General features: G+C 58.7%; 14 protein-coding genes. 4 read left to right on the plus strand and 10 right to left on the minus strand.

The window, feature by feature from the left end:
- Positions 1-11: 11 nt before the first annotated feature.
- The 6 genes from N4A58_RS03080 to guaA form a co-directional block, all read right to left on the minus strand.
- Positions 12-662 carry a YdcF family protein gene (locus N4A58_RS03080; protein WP_293707734.1) on the minus strand — a complete coding sequence of 217 codons (651 nt, stop codon included), beginning with the start codon at positions 660-662 and terminating at the stop codon, positions 12-14.
- A gap of 179 nt (positions 663-841) precedes the next feature.
- A complete protein-coding gene (locus N4A58_RS03085) occupies positions 842-2,104 on the minus strand; it encodes a hypothetical protein (protein WP_293707736.1) in 1,263 nt (420 codons plus the stop codon).
- Positions 2,091-3,929 carry a carbamoyltransferase gene (locus N4A58_RS03090; RefSeq protein ID WP_293707738.1) on the minus strand — a complete coding sequence of 613 codons (1,839 nt, stop codon included), beginning with the start codon at positions 3,927-3,929 and terminating at the stop codon, positions 2,091-2,093. The genes N4A58_RS03085 and N4A58_RS03090 overlap by 14 nt, the downstream gene beginning before the upstream one ends.
- A gap of 18 nt (positions 3,930-3,947) precedes the next feature.
- Positions 3,948-4,097 carry a DUF5989 family protein gene (locus tag N4A58_RS03095; RefSeq protein WP_092464421.1) on the minus strand — a complete coding sequence of 50 codons (150 nt, stop codon included), beginning with the start codon at positions 4,095-4,097 and terminating at the stop codon, positions 3,948-3,950.
- A gap of 35 nt (positions 4,098-4,132) precedes the next feature.
- Positions 4,133-4,531, minus strand: a complete 399-nt coding sequence (locus tag N4A58_RS03100) for an SxtJ family membrane protein (RefSeq protein ID WP_293707741.1) — start codon at positions 4,529-4,531, stop codon at positions 4,133-4,135.
- A 664-nt stretch (positions 4,532-5,195) separates the two neighbouring features.
- Entirely contained in the window at positions 5,196-6,758 is a 1,563-nt protein-coding gene (gene guaA / locus N4A58_RS03105) for a glutamine-hydrolyzing GMP synthase (protein WP_293707743.1), read from the minus strand.
- Positions 6,759-6,954: 196 nt separating this feature from the next.
- Between guaA and N4A58_RS03110 the strand changes: the two genes are divergently transcribed.
- Positions 6,955-8,499 carry a trimethylamine methyltransferase family protein gene (locus tag N4A58_RS03110; RefSeq protein WP_293707745.1) on the plus strand — a complete coding sequence of 515 codons (1,545 nt, stop codon included), beginning with the start codon at positions 6,955-6,957 and terminating at the stop codon, positions 8,497-8,499.
- Here N4A58_RS03110 and N4A58_RS03115 read toward each other — a convergent pair.
- Positions 8,409-8,789: a DUF6477 family protein gene (locus tag N4A58_RS03115; RefSeq protein ID WP_293707747.1), complete on the minus strand. Its 381-nt coding sequence runs from the start codon at positions 8,787-8,789 to the stop codon at positions 8,409-8,411. The genes N4A58_RS03110 and N4A58_RS03115 overlap by 91 nt on opposite strands.
- A gap of 230 nt (positions 8,790-9,019) precedes the next feature.
- On the opposite strand from N4A58_RS03115, the gene N4A58_RS03120 reads away from it, so the two are divergent.
- Positions 9,020-10,129, plus strand: coding sequence for a DUF6456 domain-containing protein (locus N4A58_RS03120; RefSeq protein WP_293707749.1), 1,110 nt, complete (start codon positions 9,020-9,022; stop codon positions 10,127-10,129).
- Here N4A58_RS03120 and N4A58_RS03125 read toward each other — a convergent pair.
- Positions 10,126-10,833, minus strand: coding sequence for a VIT1/CCC1 transporter family protein (locus N4A58_RS03125; RefSeq protein ID WP_293707751.1), 708 nt, complete (start codon positions 10,831-10,833; stop codon positions 10,126-10,128). The two genes, N4A58_RS03120 and N4A58_RS03125, sit on opposite strands and share 4 nt — an antisense overlap.
- Positions 10,834-10,934: 101 nt before the next feature.
- Between N4A58_RS03125 and N4A58_RS03130 the strand changes: the two genes are divergently transcribed.
- A complete protein-coding gene (locus N4A58_RS03130) occupies positions 10,935-11,858 on the plus strand; it encodes a LysR substrate-binding domain-containing protein (RefSeq protein ID WP_293707753.1) in 924 nt (307 codons plus the stop codon).
- Between the two features lie 83 nt (positions 11,859-11,941).
- Here N4A58_RS03130 and N4A58_RS03135 read toward each other — a convergent pair whose 3' ends face one another.
- On the minus strand, positions 11,942-12,493 hold the full coding sequence (locus tag N4A58_RS03135; protein ID WP_072706506.1) for a peroxiredoxin: 552 nt from the start codon (positions 12,491-12,493) through the stop codon (positions 11,942-11,944).
- A gap of 320 nt (positions 12,494-12,813) precedes the next feature.
- Between N4A58_RS03135 and lipA the strand changes: the two genes are divergently transcribed.
- A complete protein-coding gene (gene lipA / locus N4A58_RS03140) occupies positions 12,814-13,764 on the plus strand; it encodes a lipoyl synthase (RefSeq protein WP_072706505.1) in 951 nt (316 codons plus the stop codon).
- 58 nt (positions 13,765-13,822) lie between these two features.
- On the opposite strand, the gene N4A58_RS03145 is transcribed toward lipA, so the two are convergent.
- On the minus strand, positions 13,823-14,698 hold the full coding sequence (locus tag N4A58_RS03145; protein ID WP_293707757.1) for a cytochrome c: 876 nt from the start codon (positions 14,696-14,698) through the stop codon (positions 13,823-13,825).
- Position 14,699: the final 1 nt, after the last annotated feature.

Genomic DNA, 14,699 nt, shown 5'->3' on the forward strand with positions numbered 1-14,699 from the left:
GTGTGTGGGGGTTAGTGCAAGAACGCTCCGCCCAATTGTGGTGTCGCGCCAATCAGATCGGCCGCGCTCCAGACTGTGGCGCGGCCCAGATTGAACCAAAAAGCCAACGCCTCTCGAACCACGAGGCGGGCGCTCATCTCGACACCGTCGGGGCGGAGGGTGCTGCTTTTGCAGACGCCTTCAACCGGCACGCCAGCCCAAGCAAAGCTTAGCGCCGCACGCCACAGGTGATAGCCATCGCTGACGAGGAGGACGTCTTCGCTGTCCTGAATGAAAGGTGCAGAGTTGCGCGCGTTCTGAAGGGTCGAACGGGAATTATCCTCGACCGTGATGGCGCTGGCGGGGACGCCTGCAGCCTCTGCCCGTGCGGCCATCTGGATCGCGGCAGCTGTGTGCACGCGGTTTTCGCTGACCCCGCCCGTCATGTGGAGATGGGGCGCGAGCCCCCGTTCGAACAGATCGATGGCCGCGTCCGTGCGCATTGCCGTATCGGGTCCCAGTGCACCATGATCGCCAAGGCTCCCGCTGAGCACAACGATGGTGTCGTAGCGTGTGCTGCCATCCAGCGCAAAGCAATCCCGGCTGAGCAGGGCAGACCCAAGCGAAACGCCTAGCCCGATCAGAGCGCAATAGGTGAACAGGCTAAAAAGTCGTCGCAGCATAGGGTGTTCAAAATCAAGGTGACCAATATCCGGATATCTCTAACCGGAGAATGGATCAGTATTGTGACCAAATTCTTGCCAATCACGGCATGAAAAAGCCCGCCCCGAATGGCTCGGGACGGGTTCTGGATATCTAAGAGCGGGAGCGCCCCAGCGTAAAGCGATAAATGGTCGGCGCCTTACTGGTTTGCGGCCGCCGTGGTCTGGGTTCCGCCACACATTTGGACCACATCGTCGCGGATCATTCTGCTGAATTTCACCGAGCCCTGGTCGTTGAAGTGGCCGTTGTCTGCGAAATCCTCGTCCGAGAAGGCGTCGATATCGGGATAAATGAATCCCGCTCCGACGTCAGACGCCAAACTGCCAACGAACTTATTAAAGCGATCCTGCAGCTGCCACGTATCCCCGTCATAGACAAAGGGCAGCCAGCCGTAGATCCGTGTGGGATCTGTCAGGCGGGCTCGGTTCAACATCTGCGCCACGAACACCGTCTTGATGCCCCGCGACTCGTTGATGGCGGCAATGCTGCGCACGTTGCGTTCTGCCACGCGGAACAGATCGTCATCGGCGGTCACGTCCTTGCCCACGGTGCCCTGAGCCTGCGGGAACGGTAGTTCGTTGCGCATGAAGTACGCGGCCAACAGGTTTAGCGTCGGAGAGGGCGAGCCCAGACTGAAGCGGATTTTCTGCGCCCCGTATTGGGACAACAGGTGAAAGTCAGCATAGCCGTTGTCCAGCTTGTCAAAGCCATAGTCGCGGATGTCGTTCCAGCCCATGTAGTAGACAGCACAGAACGGCTCGGTCCCCGCGCGATCTTCGTAGAAGGTCGTTTGAACCACATGCTCGCTGCTGGAATAGCCCGGGACGCCGTTATTCGAGACCGAATATTCTGGGATCAGGGTGTCCAGTTGGCTGACCCATGTCGCGGCATCGCTGCTGACGCCAAGGTCATAGGTCGAAGACCCGCCGAACACAGCGACGTGTGGTTTTGCCGGATCAAATGGCAGCTCGTTATTCCGCAGATGGTTCGCATTATGCGACACGGTCGGCGCGCTGTAATTCGCCACGGGCAAAGAGGCCAGAAGCGGGTGGAACTGATACCGGTCGCCTTCTTCGACAGGGAAGGTGGTCTCCATCCTTGTGGGGACGCCAGCCATCGCCAAGGCAAGAGGAATGTACCCCACAGCCAGTTCGACAAACAGGAACATCGACAGAACGGCGGACACCATGTGCCAGCTTTTGAACGAAGCCAGCAGAGCGAGCCCTGCCAGCACCATCAGGTAGACCTGCGCGTAGAACAGAACCTGCTCTCCGATTCCGACAAGTCGGAACAGCATCATCACCAGAACAACAAAAGCGAGCATCAAAGCGATGAAGGAGCCGATGAACCCTTTGTATTGGTTCTCTTTCTCGCTCCCCCAAGTCTTCTCAATCCAGCTCATAACGCTCCTCGTAGTTCTCTTTGAGCGCGGGGTCCTGTTCATCCTTCACGAGGAAGTAGTTGCCGACCGCCAGAACGTCGAGCTCTGTTCCCATGAAGCATTTGAACGCATCGGTGGGGGTACAGATGATAGGCTCTCCGCGGACGTTGAACGATGTGTTCACCACCAAAGGGCAGCCGGTCTTGTCATAGAACTTCGAAATCACCGCGTGGTAGCGCGGGTTCGTGTCCTCGTGGACAGTCTGGATGCGGGCCGAATAGTCGACGTGGGTGATCGCCGGAACCGACGAACGGGGCACGTTCAGCTTTTCGATCCCGAAAAGCGCGTCCTCTTCTTCGGTCATCTTGCGACGCTTGCTCTCCTGAACATCGGCGACGAGCAGCATGTAAGGGCTGTCGCTGTCGTGTTCGAACCACTCGTTCACATGCTCTCGCAGAACACTGGGGGCAAAGGGGCGGAAGCTTTCGCGATACTTCACTTTCAGGTTCAGCTGCTTTTGCATAACCGGCGAGCGCGGGTCCGCGATGATGCTGCGACCGCCCAAAGCACGGGGGCCGAACTCCATTCGGCCTTGCATCCAGCCAATCGCCTTTTCGTCCGCAAGCGCGCTGGCAACGCTGTCGATCAGGCCGTCGTCGTCCATCTTGTGGAACTTGGCACCGCAGGCCAGAAGCTCGTTCTCGATCTCGGCGTCTTCGTAGACCGGACCCAGATAGGCACCTTGCATCGCATCGCGGTCGTTCGACAGCGTGCGCTCTTTGGCATAGTCCTGATACCAGACCGCCAGCGCCGCCCCAAGGGCACCGCCCGCGTCGCCTGCGGCAGGCTGAATCCAGATATTTTCAAAGATGTTTTCGCGTAGCAGAATGCCATTCGCCACACAGTTCAAAGCCACACCGCCTGCAAGGCAGAGGTTCTTTTCGCCGGTGTCCTTGGCAATGCCGCGCGCAATCTCGAGAACGATGTCTTCGGTGACTTTTTGCACCGAAGCTGCCAGATCCATTTCCCGCTGGGTCAGTTCAGTTTCCGAGGTCCGCGCAGGGCCCCCGAACAGATCGTCGAACTTCTTGTTGGTCATGGTCAGACCGGTCGCGTAGTCGAAATAGCTCATGTCCAGCTGGAAGCTGCCATCTTCGGCCACATGGATCAGATGTTCGCGGATCTTACCGGCATAGACCGGCTCGCCATAAGGAGCGAGGCCCATCACCTTGTACTCACCGGAGTTCACCTTGAAACCCGTGTAGTAGGTGAACGCCGAATAGAGCAGACCCAAAGAATGCGGGAAGTGCAGTTCCTTGAGCACTTCCAGGTCCTTGCCCTTGCCGATTGCCAGCGACGTCGTGGTCCACTCGCCCACACCATCCAGCGTCAGCACGGCTGCGCTGTCAAAGGGCGAGGGGTAGAACGCACTCGCCGCGTGGGACAGGTGATGTTCGGAGAACAGGATCCTGTCACGCCATTTGACGTCCTTGCCCAACGTTGCCTCGAGCTCTTTGGTCAGCATCGACTTCTGGAACAGTTTTTCCTTGATCCACAGGGGCATCGAGGTCCGGAAGCTTTTGAAGCCCTTGGGCGCGAAGGCCAAATAGGTCTCCAGCAGGCGTTCAAATTTCACAAAAGGCTTCTCGTAGAAGACGACTTTGTCCACGTCTGCGGCCGAAATCCCAGCTTCGGCGATGCAATACTGCACCGCCTTATGGGGGAATCCCGGATCGTGTTTCTTGCGTGTGAAACGTTCTTCCTGTGCTGCTGCGATGATCACGCCATCCTTCAGCAGGCAGGCCGCGCTATCATGGTAAAACGCGGAAATACCCAAAATGTACATTGTAAGATCAGACCGAACTTAAAACAGGGTGTAAATAAACGGTGCCACAACCGAGCCCTGCGCCAGAATAAGCAGGCCGCCGAGAATGAACATCACAGTAATAATGGGAAGAAGCCAAAGTTTCTTTTTGGCCCCTAAAAAGGAATAGAGCTCGCCGATAAATTCCATAAAACTTCCCTCACTCCAAAAGTAATACTTGTTGATTAGAATTGATTTTTGAAAGATCCCTGTGCCGCATCGTCCGCGCGCACTTTCCAGTGGGATCCGCTGGTCTGCACTTTCAGACCCAGTTCGTCTCGGCCCATCGCCCGCATGATCATGCTGATCGGGGTGAAAAGACCGAAGTAAATTACGCCGAGGACAATCGGGCTGACGATCATCCCAAGCAACAGCCCGAGCCCCATCCATGCTTTGTTTAAAGGCAGCAGGATTTCTGCTTTGACAAAAGAGATGATGAAAAATGCAATCGCCGCAATGACGGATATAATTGCAAAGGCTGTCGCATCATGAGCGAAAAACCGCCATGCGACTACGATAAATACAAACGCGAAAAACAGGCCAAACTTTTTGTTTGACGGTAAATCAGTGTCAGGCAGTTTCATTGGCTTCCCTGAGATAGTGCTTTGCAAAATTGAATCTTGCGCAGCTGCCAGTTAATTATTTCACTTTGATATAATTCGATCCAATGGATCATGTTTCAAATTCGTGCATCCAGATTATTGATCTTTTGAATTGCGGATTCAATCAGATTTAATGCCGCGGCTCATTTGCTGGGGGTCTGGAACCCCTGTAAAATAAAGTTTGCCTGCGCGATCATCTTTCAAAACGGCTACCTTTCCGGCTTGAATGAATTCTCACGGACGCGTGAACAGACTGCTGATTTTGCTTGAATAGATGGGATAGGCCGCCACTGGGTCGCGTAAGCAGACCTGCATAAGCTGTAGCAGCAGGTATCGCCAAAGACTCCGATTGTCAGAGTGCCGCAGAGCAACACGTCCTGAAAACTTTATCGGGGCGATGCTCAGAAATGCAGGATCATGCGCTGGCGAACCCCCCTCAGATCGGCGGAGTGATTCCTACGATGCGAGACACGCAAGCAGACGTCTGCCGACTCGAGGGATCAGTTTGAGCCTGCACCCCACACTGCCGTGGTGAGCACGCTGTTGTGCGCCGACGTATAAGATATTCGGGCGGACTTTTTTGTCGGTTGATTCCGGGCAGACGCCAAAGAAAAAGCCGCCCGTTTCGGGGCGGCTTTGACTTGGATTATTCCCACTCGATGGTGCCCGGAGGCTTCGAGGTGATGTCGTAGGTGCAGCGGTTGATGCCCTTGACCTCGTTGATGATCCGCGTCGCGGTTTCGCCAAGGAACTCGTGGGTGAAGGGGTAGTAATCCGCCGTCATGCCATCGACCGAAGTCACGGCGCGCAGGGCGCAGGCGTAGTCGTAAGTCCGGCCATCGCCCATAACGCCAACGGTGCGGACAGGAAGGATCGCCACGAATGCCTGCCAGATGTCATCGTACAGGCCGTGCTTGCGGATCTGGTCGATGTAGACAGCATCGGCCTTGCGCAGGATCTCCAGCTTCTCGCGGGTGATCTCGCCGGGGCAACGGATCGCAAGACCCGGCCCAGGGAAGGGGTGACGACCGATAAAGCTGGCGGGCAGACCCAGTTCGCGGCCAAGGGCGCGGACTTCGTCCTTGAACAACTCGCGCAGGGGCTCGACCAGTTTCAGGCCCATCTTCTCCGGCAGACCGCCCACGTTGTGGTGCGACTTGATGGTGACCGAAGGACCGCCCGAGAACGAGACCGACTCGATCACGTCGGGATACAGGGTACCTTGAGCCAGGAATTCGGCACCTTCGATGGTGTCGGCGTGCTTCTGGAACACGTCGATGAAGAGCTTGCCGATGGTCTTGCGCTTGACCTCGGGGTCAGACACGCCTTCGAGCGCGCCGATAAACAGGTCAGCTTCGTCCGCGTGAATCAGCTTGATGTTGTAGTTGTCGCGGAACATCGCCACGACTTCTTCTGCTTCGTTCAGACGCAGCAAGCCGTGATCCACAAACACACAAGTTAGCTGGTCGCCGATCGCTTCGTGCAGCAGGATCGCGGTGACCGAGCTGTCAACGCCGCCCGACAGACCGCAGATGACTTGCTTGTCGCCAACCTGCTCGCGGATCGCCTTGATGGCTTCTTCGCGGTAGGCGGCCATTGTCCAGTCACCGGTGAAACCCGCTTTGCGAACAAAGTTCTCAAGCATGATTTTGCCGTTCGGGGTGTGGTGCACCTCTGGGTGGAATTGCACAGCGTAGAACTGGCGATCCTCGTCGGCGATCATGGCATACGGCGCGTTGGGCGAGGTTGCGACAATCTCAAAACCGGGGGCGATCTTGGTAACGCGGTCGCCGTGGCTCATCCAGACCTGTTCCTTGTTCTCTTCGGTGAAGAGACCGGCAAAGATACCGTCCAGTTTGTGGCCTTCGGCGGGGGTCACAAAGGCGCGGCCATATTCGGCGTGGTGGCCGCCTTCGACCTTGCCACCCAGCTGCTCCATCATGACCTGCTGGCCATAGCAGATACCAAAGATGGGCAGGCCCATCTCGAACAGTTCCTGAGGGGCGCGGGGGCTGCCGTCACGGGTGACGCTGTCAGGGCCGCCGGACAGGATGACGGCCTTGGGTGCGAGCTCGCGGATGCTGTCCGCGGTCACGTTCTGGTAGGGGCGAATTTCGCAGTAGACGTTCAGCTCGCGCAGGCGGCGCGCAATCAGCTGCGTGACCTGAGAGCCAAAGTCGATGATGAGGAGGGCTTCATGCTGTGTCATGGCCACCCCTTAGGGCGAGATCACATTTTAGGCAAGGGGAAGCAGGGCGGGTTGTGATAGTGTTTTGGCAGGTTCACGATCCCCAAATGTCGCTTTCGCGACGGAGAGGACGCAAACCTTAAATACCAGCGGCGGTGACGCAGGGTATATACTGGTCCAAACATGCGCAGTTGCGCACGAATTGGAGGTTCCACGAATGACCGAGACAGCGACCCGCAAACGCGCACGTGGGGGTGGCGGCGCAGCCCGCCGGGCAGAACGCACCGCAGTCCGTATCGAAAGCGCCAAATTTATCGAACGCAATATCCCGCTGTTCGAGGTGCTGAACGAGGAAGCACTGGAAGTCATCGAGTATAACGCCGAGACCCTGCTCGAAGAGGTCGGCGTAAACTTCCCCGAGAACCCCAAAGCGCTGCAGCGCTGGCGCGATGCCGGTGCCGACGTTCAAGGCGACCGTGTGCGCATTCCCCGTGGTCTGGCCCGCAAGCTGTGCGAAACCGCACCGTCAAGCTACACCCAGCACGCTCGTAATCCTGAGCGGAACGTAGAAATCGGTGGCAAAAGCCTGGTTCTGGCGCCCGTCTACGGACCTCCCTTCGTGCGCGATCTCGAAGGCGGCCGCCGCTACGCGACCATGGAAGACTTCCGCAACTTTGTGAAACTTGGCTACATGTCCAAGTGGTTGCACCACTCGGGCGGCACCGTGTGCGAACCCACCGATGTGCCGGTGAACAAGCGTCACCTCGACATGCTGATGGCGCACATGACCCTGTCGGACAAGCCGTACATGGGCTCTGTGACCGAACCCAGCCGTGCGCGCGACTCGGTCGAGATGTCGGAAATCCTGTTCGGCAAAGAGTTCGTGCAGAACAACGCTGTTATGACGTCGCTCATCAACATCAACTCGCCGATGACCTTCGACGACGTGATGATGGGTGCGCTGGAAGTCTACGCCGAAGCTGGTCAAGGCTGCATCATTTCGCCGTTCATCGTGGGCGGTGCGATGGCGCCTGTCTCCGTGGCTGGCACGCTGACACAGGTTCTGGCAGAGGTTCTGGCTGGCATCGCCTACAGCCAGTTGATCCGTCAGGGCGCCCCTGTGATCTTTGGCACTTTTGTGTCGTCGATCGACATGAACTCTGGTGCACCGACCTTCGGCACCCCCGAAGCGAGCCTGATCCTGTATGGTGCAGGCCAGTTGGCGCGCCGTCTGGGTCTGCCGTTCCGTTCGGGTGGTAGCCTTTGTGGCTCCAAGCTGCCTGATGCGCAGGCTGCGTATGAAACCGCGAACACCCTGAACGCGGCCCTGATGGGGGGCGTGAACTTCATGCTGCACTCGTGCGGTTGGCTCGAAGGCGGCCTGGTGTCATCCTACGAGAAATTCGTGATGGATGCCGACCAGCTTGGCGTGCTGCACCGCATCGCCGAGGGCGTGAAGTTCGACGAGAACGCCCAAGCGATGGACGCTATTCGCGAAGTTGGCCCGGGTGGTCACTATCTTGGGTGTGCCCACACACAGGCGAACTTCAAAGACGCGTTCTGGCGCACCAATGTTCTGGACTACAAGCCCTTCGAGACATGGTACGAAGAAGGTGCGCGTGACACCCAGACGCTCGCCAGCATCAAGGTCAAGAAGATGCTGTCCGACTATCAGCAGCCCGCGCTTGATCCCGCCATCAACGAGGCACTGGCCGCATATGTGGCCGAGAAGAAAGCCTCCATGCCGGACGCCTTTACCTGATCTTCGTCCTGCGCGGCCTCTCGTTGAGCGGCCTCGCACCTTAGGGCAATCAGCACCTCTACATGACGGGTAGCGCGATATTCCGCGTTGCCCGTTTTGCGTTGCGATTCCAGTTCTTGTTCTCGGATTAGCAACAATTTCAGAATGACCTCATGTTTTTGGGGGATATCTGCACCCAAAATTCGGGACAGATGACGACTCCGATCATACATTGCGGCCCCTGCGCGGGCGGCACGAGCCAGCAGCTTGGGGCGGCGCAGGTTCTGTAGTTCTTGCGTAATATCAGTCATTTCGCGCTCTCTTTGATGTCTGGGGTCAGATCATCACAGCACGACTTCCGAGGTGTTGCGTCACCGTACGGAGGGGCGCACGGTGCCTTTAAGACTGTTTTCCATATGGAAACAAAAAATGGCTTTGCAAAGGATTTTTAACGCATCGGTAACAGCTGTTCCAATACGTTAACCATGATCCCGCAGCCAGGTTGCCCTGCGCTCTCGACGAGACACACAAGGAGGTTCACATGCATTCGTCGCGCCCGTCCGGCTCTCTGGCCAACACGTTGCCCCAATGGGTGCCCAGTGGCGCACGTCGCTATTTGGCCCACACCGAAGAAGGGCTCTCGATCCGTGAACTGGCGCGAGCGGCGGGGTGTCATGCCTCGACCATTCTGCGCCAGGTCCAAAAGGTCGAAACGCGGCGCGACGATCCTCTGGTTGACGAAGTGCTCTTGCAGTTGGGCCATGCGCTGTCCGGCGCCAAAGACCCACACCCAGAGGAGGACACTGCCATGTCCCAAACCGCTTATCAGCCCGCTGTTCAACCAGACCCCGACACCCTGCGCCGCGAAGGCAAACGCATCCTGCGCCATCTGGCCGAGCGGGGCGCTGTGCTTGCCGTGGCAGAGGGAATGGAGAAAGCCGTCGTTGTGCGCAGCACGAATGGCGAGGCCCAGAACACCGCCGTCACTGATCGGGCGATTGCCCGCGCTCTGGCGCTCAAGGACTGGTTGGAATGCACGGATCCGGGCCGCATCTCTAAATATTGCATCACGCCCGAGGGCCGCGCCGCGCTCAAACGCATGTTGGCCGAGGACGAGAACCGTGCCAGCGGTTTTGCCGAAGCGCAGACGCCCTTTATGGCGCAGGCCGCTGGTGTTGCAGGCCCCACCGAAGGGTCCGAACGGCGCATGCGCTTTACCAGTTACGAGACGCCGTTGGCCGTGCTGGCGCGGCGCCGCGACAAAGACGGCTCGCTCTTCCTCGAAGAGGATCTGGTTCGCGCCGGTGAGCGCCTGCGAGAGGATTTCGAGCTGGCTCAGATGGGTAGGTCCGGCGATCAAAACTGGGAAAATGTTCTGAGCGGTGCAGCACAGACCTCGTACCAAGGGGACGATATGGTCGGCTACAGCCCCGAAGCGGCCCGCGCCCGCGTCGCAGCAGCCCTGCGCGATCTGGGGCCCGGCCTTGGCGATGTGGTGCTGCGCTGTTGCTGCTTGCTCGAAGGGTTGGAGAATGCCGAAAAGCAGCTCGGTTGGTCGGCTCGGTCTGGCAAAATCGTGCTTCGGATCGCGCTTCAAAGGCTCAAGCGCTATTACGAACTCTTTGAGAGCTCGGGTCAGTTGATCGGCTAGCCGCCGACGACCCAGCCCACCCCGTAAGCCACCCCTGCGCAAATGGCCCCAACGAGCACAGTCTCGCCCACCGCGCGCAGGGCAGGGTCCTCTGTCACCCGCCAACGCAGCAGCCCCAAAGCGATTAGGGCGCTCGCGGTGGTGGCCACCGACCATCCAAGTGCCGCGTCGCCCACGCCTCCCACAAAATAGGGCAGCAAGGGCAGGGAGCCGAATGCGACAAAGGCCAGGAAGGTCACTAGCCCACTGACCCAAGGGCTTTCCTGATCGGGATCGGTCATGCCGTGCTCAAAGGTCATGGCCAGATCCGCCAGTACATCAGGATGACTTTCCAGAACTTCGGTCACCTGCGCGGCATTCTGATCTGCCACACCGCGCGCCAGTAAAAACCGGCGCACTGCCGCGGCAGACCGCGTCCCTTCGAACTGGCTGCGGCGCGTACGATACATGGCGTGACGCGATCGCAGGGACAGAAATTCGCCCAAGCCCATGCTGACCGCATCCGCAAACAGGTTCGCCAAACCAAACACCAGCACGCCGATCCCGCCGATCTGTGCCGTCCCGTCCGCTTGCGCCCCCGCAAATCCCGCGACGATGGCAAAGGTTGTGACAATTCCATCGTTCCCGCCAAACACGATTTGCTTTAGAAAGTCCCGCGTCCGCGCGATGCTTCTGCTTTCTGGTTTCTGTGGCGCTGTCTGCATTCGGGCTGTCCCTTTGGATGGCCTGCCCACAGTAAACTCATCCCCTGCAACCACAAGCGCGCGCTCTGGCACACCCCGTCAAAGAGCGATAATCTGTTCCTATGAAACTTACCCTTCGACAGCTAGAATACTTCATCGCTCTGGCCGAGATGCGCCACTTTGGTCATGCAGCGGCAAAGGTCCATATCAGCCAGCCTGCCTTGTCCGTGCAGATCAAGGAACTGGAGGCGACCCTTGGCGGCCCCTTGGTAGAGCGGCACGCCCGCGACCTGACCCTGACGCCCTTCGGGCGCCTCGCGCTGGAACAAGCCAAAGAGATTGTGGCGCAGGTGCGCGCTCTGGAGCATTCTGCCCGGTGGCGCGACGGCTTAGCCGGCAAACTGGTGATTGGAATGATTCCTACCGTCGCGCCCTATCTCTTGCCCTCGGCGCTGGCAGAGCTGCGCGCGCGCGACCTGAGCCTTGATGTCCAAGTCCAAGAGGCCAAGACGGCGCGCCTTCTGACGGCGCTTCAACAGGGGGAGCTCGATGCTGCTGTGATCGCTCTCCCAGCCGAGGCGAATGGTTTGGTCGAACGACCGCTGTTCGAGGACCGATTCCTTCTCGCAGGCTCTCACGCACGGATCGCGAACCTTGGCCAAAGCCTCGAAGAGTTGCGGCCGGTCTCCCTAGACCCAGACCAACTCCTCCTGCTCGAAGACGGCCACTGCCTCACGGATCAAGCGCTCGAAGTCTGCGGCCGCTCGAACCATCAAATCAACATGGGTGCGTCATCTCTCGCGACTCTGTCCAGAATGGTGGCAGCTGGGTTTGGCCTGACGCTCTTGCCTGAAATTGCGGCTGTAACCGAATGCCGCGCCGCGCCGGACATGGCGCTCTCGCGTTTTCATGGGCCCGAGCCAAATCGAACCATCGGCCTTGTGCGTCGTGATGTGGCCGGGGACGACGGCTGGTTCACGGAACTCGGCGATATCCTGACCCGCGTGGGCGAAGAGCTGGTCCAAGACGCCCGCGCTGCCTTCTAGGCTTCTTTGTGCTTTAAAGACTCAAATGCCCTGCGCTCCGATCAGGAGCGCAGGGCGCAAACGCGAATAATCAGGAACGCCGATTACTCAGCTGCGACGGGCTTCGACGCGTTTTCCAGATAAGCCAGCAGGGTCTCGGGCGAGCTCTCGCCATAGGGATCCTCGCCAAAGTTGTCGCAACGGCCGGGCTCTTCGAACCATGCTTCGATGATGCCGTCGTTCACGACAGCGGCATAGCGCCACGAACGCATGCCAAAGCCCAGGTTCTCTTTGGCGACCAGCATGCCGATCTTGCGGGTGAATTCGCCCGAGCCATCGGGGATGACTTTGACGTTTTTGATGTCCTGCATCTGGGCCCACTTGTTCATGACAAAGCTGTCATTCACGGACATGCAGTAGATCTCATCGACACCCAGGTCCTGGAACTTGGCAAAGTTCTCTTCAAAACCGGGCAGCTGGTAGGTCGAGCAGGTGGGGGTGAACGCGCCGGGCAGCGAGAACAGGATCACGCGCTTGCCAGCGAAGTAGTCGGCAGTGGTCTTGTCTTCCCAGCGGAAGGGGTTGGGGCCACCAACAGCTTCGTCGCGCACGCGGGTGTGGAAGGTGACTTCGGGCAGACGGATGCCAGGCTTCATGTCGGTCTCTCCGTAGAGTTGGGGAAGGGAGGTATGCTGCGACGCAGTACTGCGCCTGCAGCAAGAAATAGAATCGTTCCAAGTCGGGTGCAATCCCGTCTGTGGCAATTTCGAGCCACACCCCAATTCTCACGCAAAAGCGAAGGGTTATGCCCGCGAGACTTCGGGATTTTGCCATAAAAACATGCAGCTTCGGGCAGCTATTCGCCCAACGCAAACGCGCGATGCGTCACATGCAAACCACGTGGACAGAACTGGAACTTTCATCAAACGCACACTAAAGTAGGACAACGCAACAAAACCCCGTCTGGAGTCACCCCGTGCGAGACCTCAAGATCCCCAGCCAGCGCCACCCCGAAAAGGCGCACCGCCCTGACAACGCTCAGCCCAAGAAGCCAGAGTGGATCCGCGTCAAGGCACCCACGAGCGAGGGATACCGCGAGACCCACAAAATCATGCGCGATCATGGACTGGTCACCGTCTGCGAGGAGGCGGGTTGCCCGAACGTCGGGGAATGCTGGTCTCAGGGTCACGCAACCATGATGATCATGGGTGACATCTGTACCCGTGGTTGTTCGTTCTGCAACATCGCGACAGGCCGTCCCGATGCGCTGGACGTGTTCGAACCGGGCCGCGTCGCAGATGCAGTTCAGAAGCTGGGGCTCAACCACGTGGTCATCACCTCGGTGGACCGTGACGATCTGGAAGACGGCGGGGCAGAGCATTTTGCCCAAACCATCCGCGCCGTGCGCCACCGCAGCCCGACAACCACCATCGAAATTCTAACGCCGGACTTCCTGAAATGTGATCCGTCGGTGCTCGAGGCGGTCGTTGCCGCAAAGCCCGACGTGTTCAACCACAACCTTGAAACTGTTCCCGGTCAGTACCCCACCGTGCGCCCCGGCGCGCGCTACTTCCATTCTTTGCGCCTGCTCCAACGCGTCAAAGAGATCGACCCGACTATCTTTACTAAGTCGGGCATTATGGTCGGCCTTGGCGAAACCAACGAACAGGTCCGTCAGGTCATGGATGACATGCGCGCCGCTGACGTGGATTTCCTGACCATCGGCCAGTACTTGCAGCCGACGCCCAAGCACCACGCTGTAGACCGTTTTGTGACCCCAGAGGAATTCGCAGCCTACGAGAAAGCTGCGTGGGCCAAGAACTTCCTGATGGTGTCTGCGACACCGCTGACCCGTTCAAGCTACCATGCGGGTGACGACTTTGCGCGCCTGCGCGAAAACCGCCTGAAAAAATTGGCCGAGGCCTGATTTTCAGAAAGATCGACATTCAAACGGGGCCCGCTGTGGCCCCGTTTTGCATTTCCCCTCAGGGCAAGGCCAGCAAGTAGGCAGCGATCGCGTCGCGGTCTTCGTCGGGCAACTTTGATGTGTTCTCGATCACCAAGGCCATGTGGCCGCCCGCGCTGTCATAATCAGGGGTGAAGCCAGATGACAGATAGTACGCGATATCATCTTTGCTCCAGTTCAGTATGCCGCGGGTGATGCCGGGAATTTCGCCTTTGCCCGAAGGGTTGGGTGCGCCCTGCAGCCACGCAGACCGGTCCAGCCCGCCGAACTGGTCACGCGGAGTGTGACATTCGCCGCAATGGCCCATCGCCTCGACCAGATAGCGTCCGCGCTCAATTTCACTGCCCGGGGTGTTTGTCACCACGTAACTGTCCTTGAGATACAGCTGCTTCCACAGGCCCAGACTGCGCCGAATGTTAAAGGGGAACGGCATATCGTGGTCTGCGTTTTCCTGCGCCGAGGCGGGCAGGGTGTCCATATATGCCTTGAGGTCGACGATGTCTTGCGCGACCATGTGTGTGTAGGACGTGTAGGGGAAAGCCGGATAGTAATGCTGGCCCTCTGGTGACACGCCCTTTTGCAGCGCAGTCGCGAATTCGGTTACCGTCCATCCGCCAATGCCATGCTCCGGGTCGGTCGAGATGTTCGGCACCACAAAGGATCCAAAGGGCGACGGCAATTCCATGCCGCCAGTCAAGACAGTCTTTTCCTTGGTCTCTTCGTTCATGTGGCACGAGGCGCAACCCGCGGCCAAAAAGACTTGCTCGCCATGGGTGGCGTCGCCGGTCAGGCCCTCAAAATCAGAGGGGTCGGCGTGAATTGGACGAGAGAGCCACCAAGCGGTGCCTCCCCCGAGGATGGCCAGAACTGCGGCCGTTTTGAGTAGTTTGGACATC

The organism is Donghicola sp. (assembly GCF_025210255.1).
Classification (GTDB): domain Bacteria; phylum Pseudomonadota; class Alphaproteobacteria; order Rhodobacterales; family Rhodobacteraceae; genus Donghicola; species Donghicola eburneus.

What these genes read in the sequence shown, in the direction of transcription:
- N4A58_RS03135 (WP_072706506.1), bottom strand. Translation starts at nt 12,493, where the DNA reads ATGAAGCCTGGCATCCGTCTGCCCGAAGTCACCTTCCACACCCGCGTG.
- N4A58_RS03080 (WP_293707734.1), bottom strand. Translation starts at nt 662, where the DNA reads ATGCTGCGACGACTTTTTAGCCTGTTCACCTATTGCGCTCTGATCGGG.
- N4A58_RS03125 (WP_293707751.1), bottom strand. Translation starts at nt 10,833, where the DNA reads ATGCAGACAGCGCCACAGAAACCAGAAAGCAGAAGCATCGCGCGGACG.
- N4A58_RS03110 (WP_293707745.1), top strand. Translation starts at nt 6,955, where the DNA reads ATGACCGAGACAGCGACCCGCAAACGCGCACGTGGGGGTGGCGGCGCA.
- N4A58_RS03095 (WP_092464421.1), bottom strand. Translation starts at nt 4,097, where the DNA reads ATGGAATTTATCGGCGAGCTCTATTCCTTTTTAGGGGCCAAAAAGAAA.
- N4A58_RS03100 (WP_293707741.1), bottom strand. Translation starts at nt 4,531, where the DNA reads ATGAAACTGCCTGACACTGATTTACCGTCAAACAAAAAGTTTGGCCTG.
- guaA (WP_293707743.1), bottom strand. Translation starts at nt 6,758, where the DNA reads ATGACACAGCATGAAGCCCTCCTCATCATCGACTTTGGCTCTCAGGTC.
- N4A58_RS03090 (WP_293707738.1), bottom strand. Translation starts at nt 3,929, where the DNA reads ATGTACATTTTGGGTATTTCCGCGTTTTACCATGATAGCGCGGCCTGC.
- N4A58_RS03115 (WP_293707747.1), bottom strand. Translation starts at nt 8,789, where the DNA reads ATGACTGATATTACGCAAGAACTACAGAACCTGCGCCGCCCCAAGCTG.
- N4A58_RS03130 (WP_293707753.1), top strand. Translation starts at nt 10,935, where the DNA reads ATGAAACTTACCCTTCGACAGCTAGAATACTTCATCGCTCTGGCCGAG.
- N4A58_RS03085 (WP_293707736.1), bottom strand. Translation starts at nt 2,104, where the DNA reads ATGAGCTGGATTGAGAAGACTTGGGGGAGCGAGAAAGAGAACCAATAC.
- N4A58_RS03145 (WP_293707757.1), bottom strand. Translation starts at nt 14,698, where the DNA reads ATGTCCAAACTACTCAAAACGGCCGCAGTTCTGGCCATCCTCGGGGGA.
- N4A58_RS03120 (WP_293707749.1), top strand. Translation starts at nt 9,020, where the DNA reads ATGCATTCGTCGCGCCCGTCCGGCTCTCTGGCCAACACGTTGCCCCAA.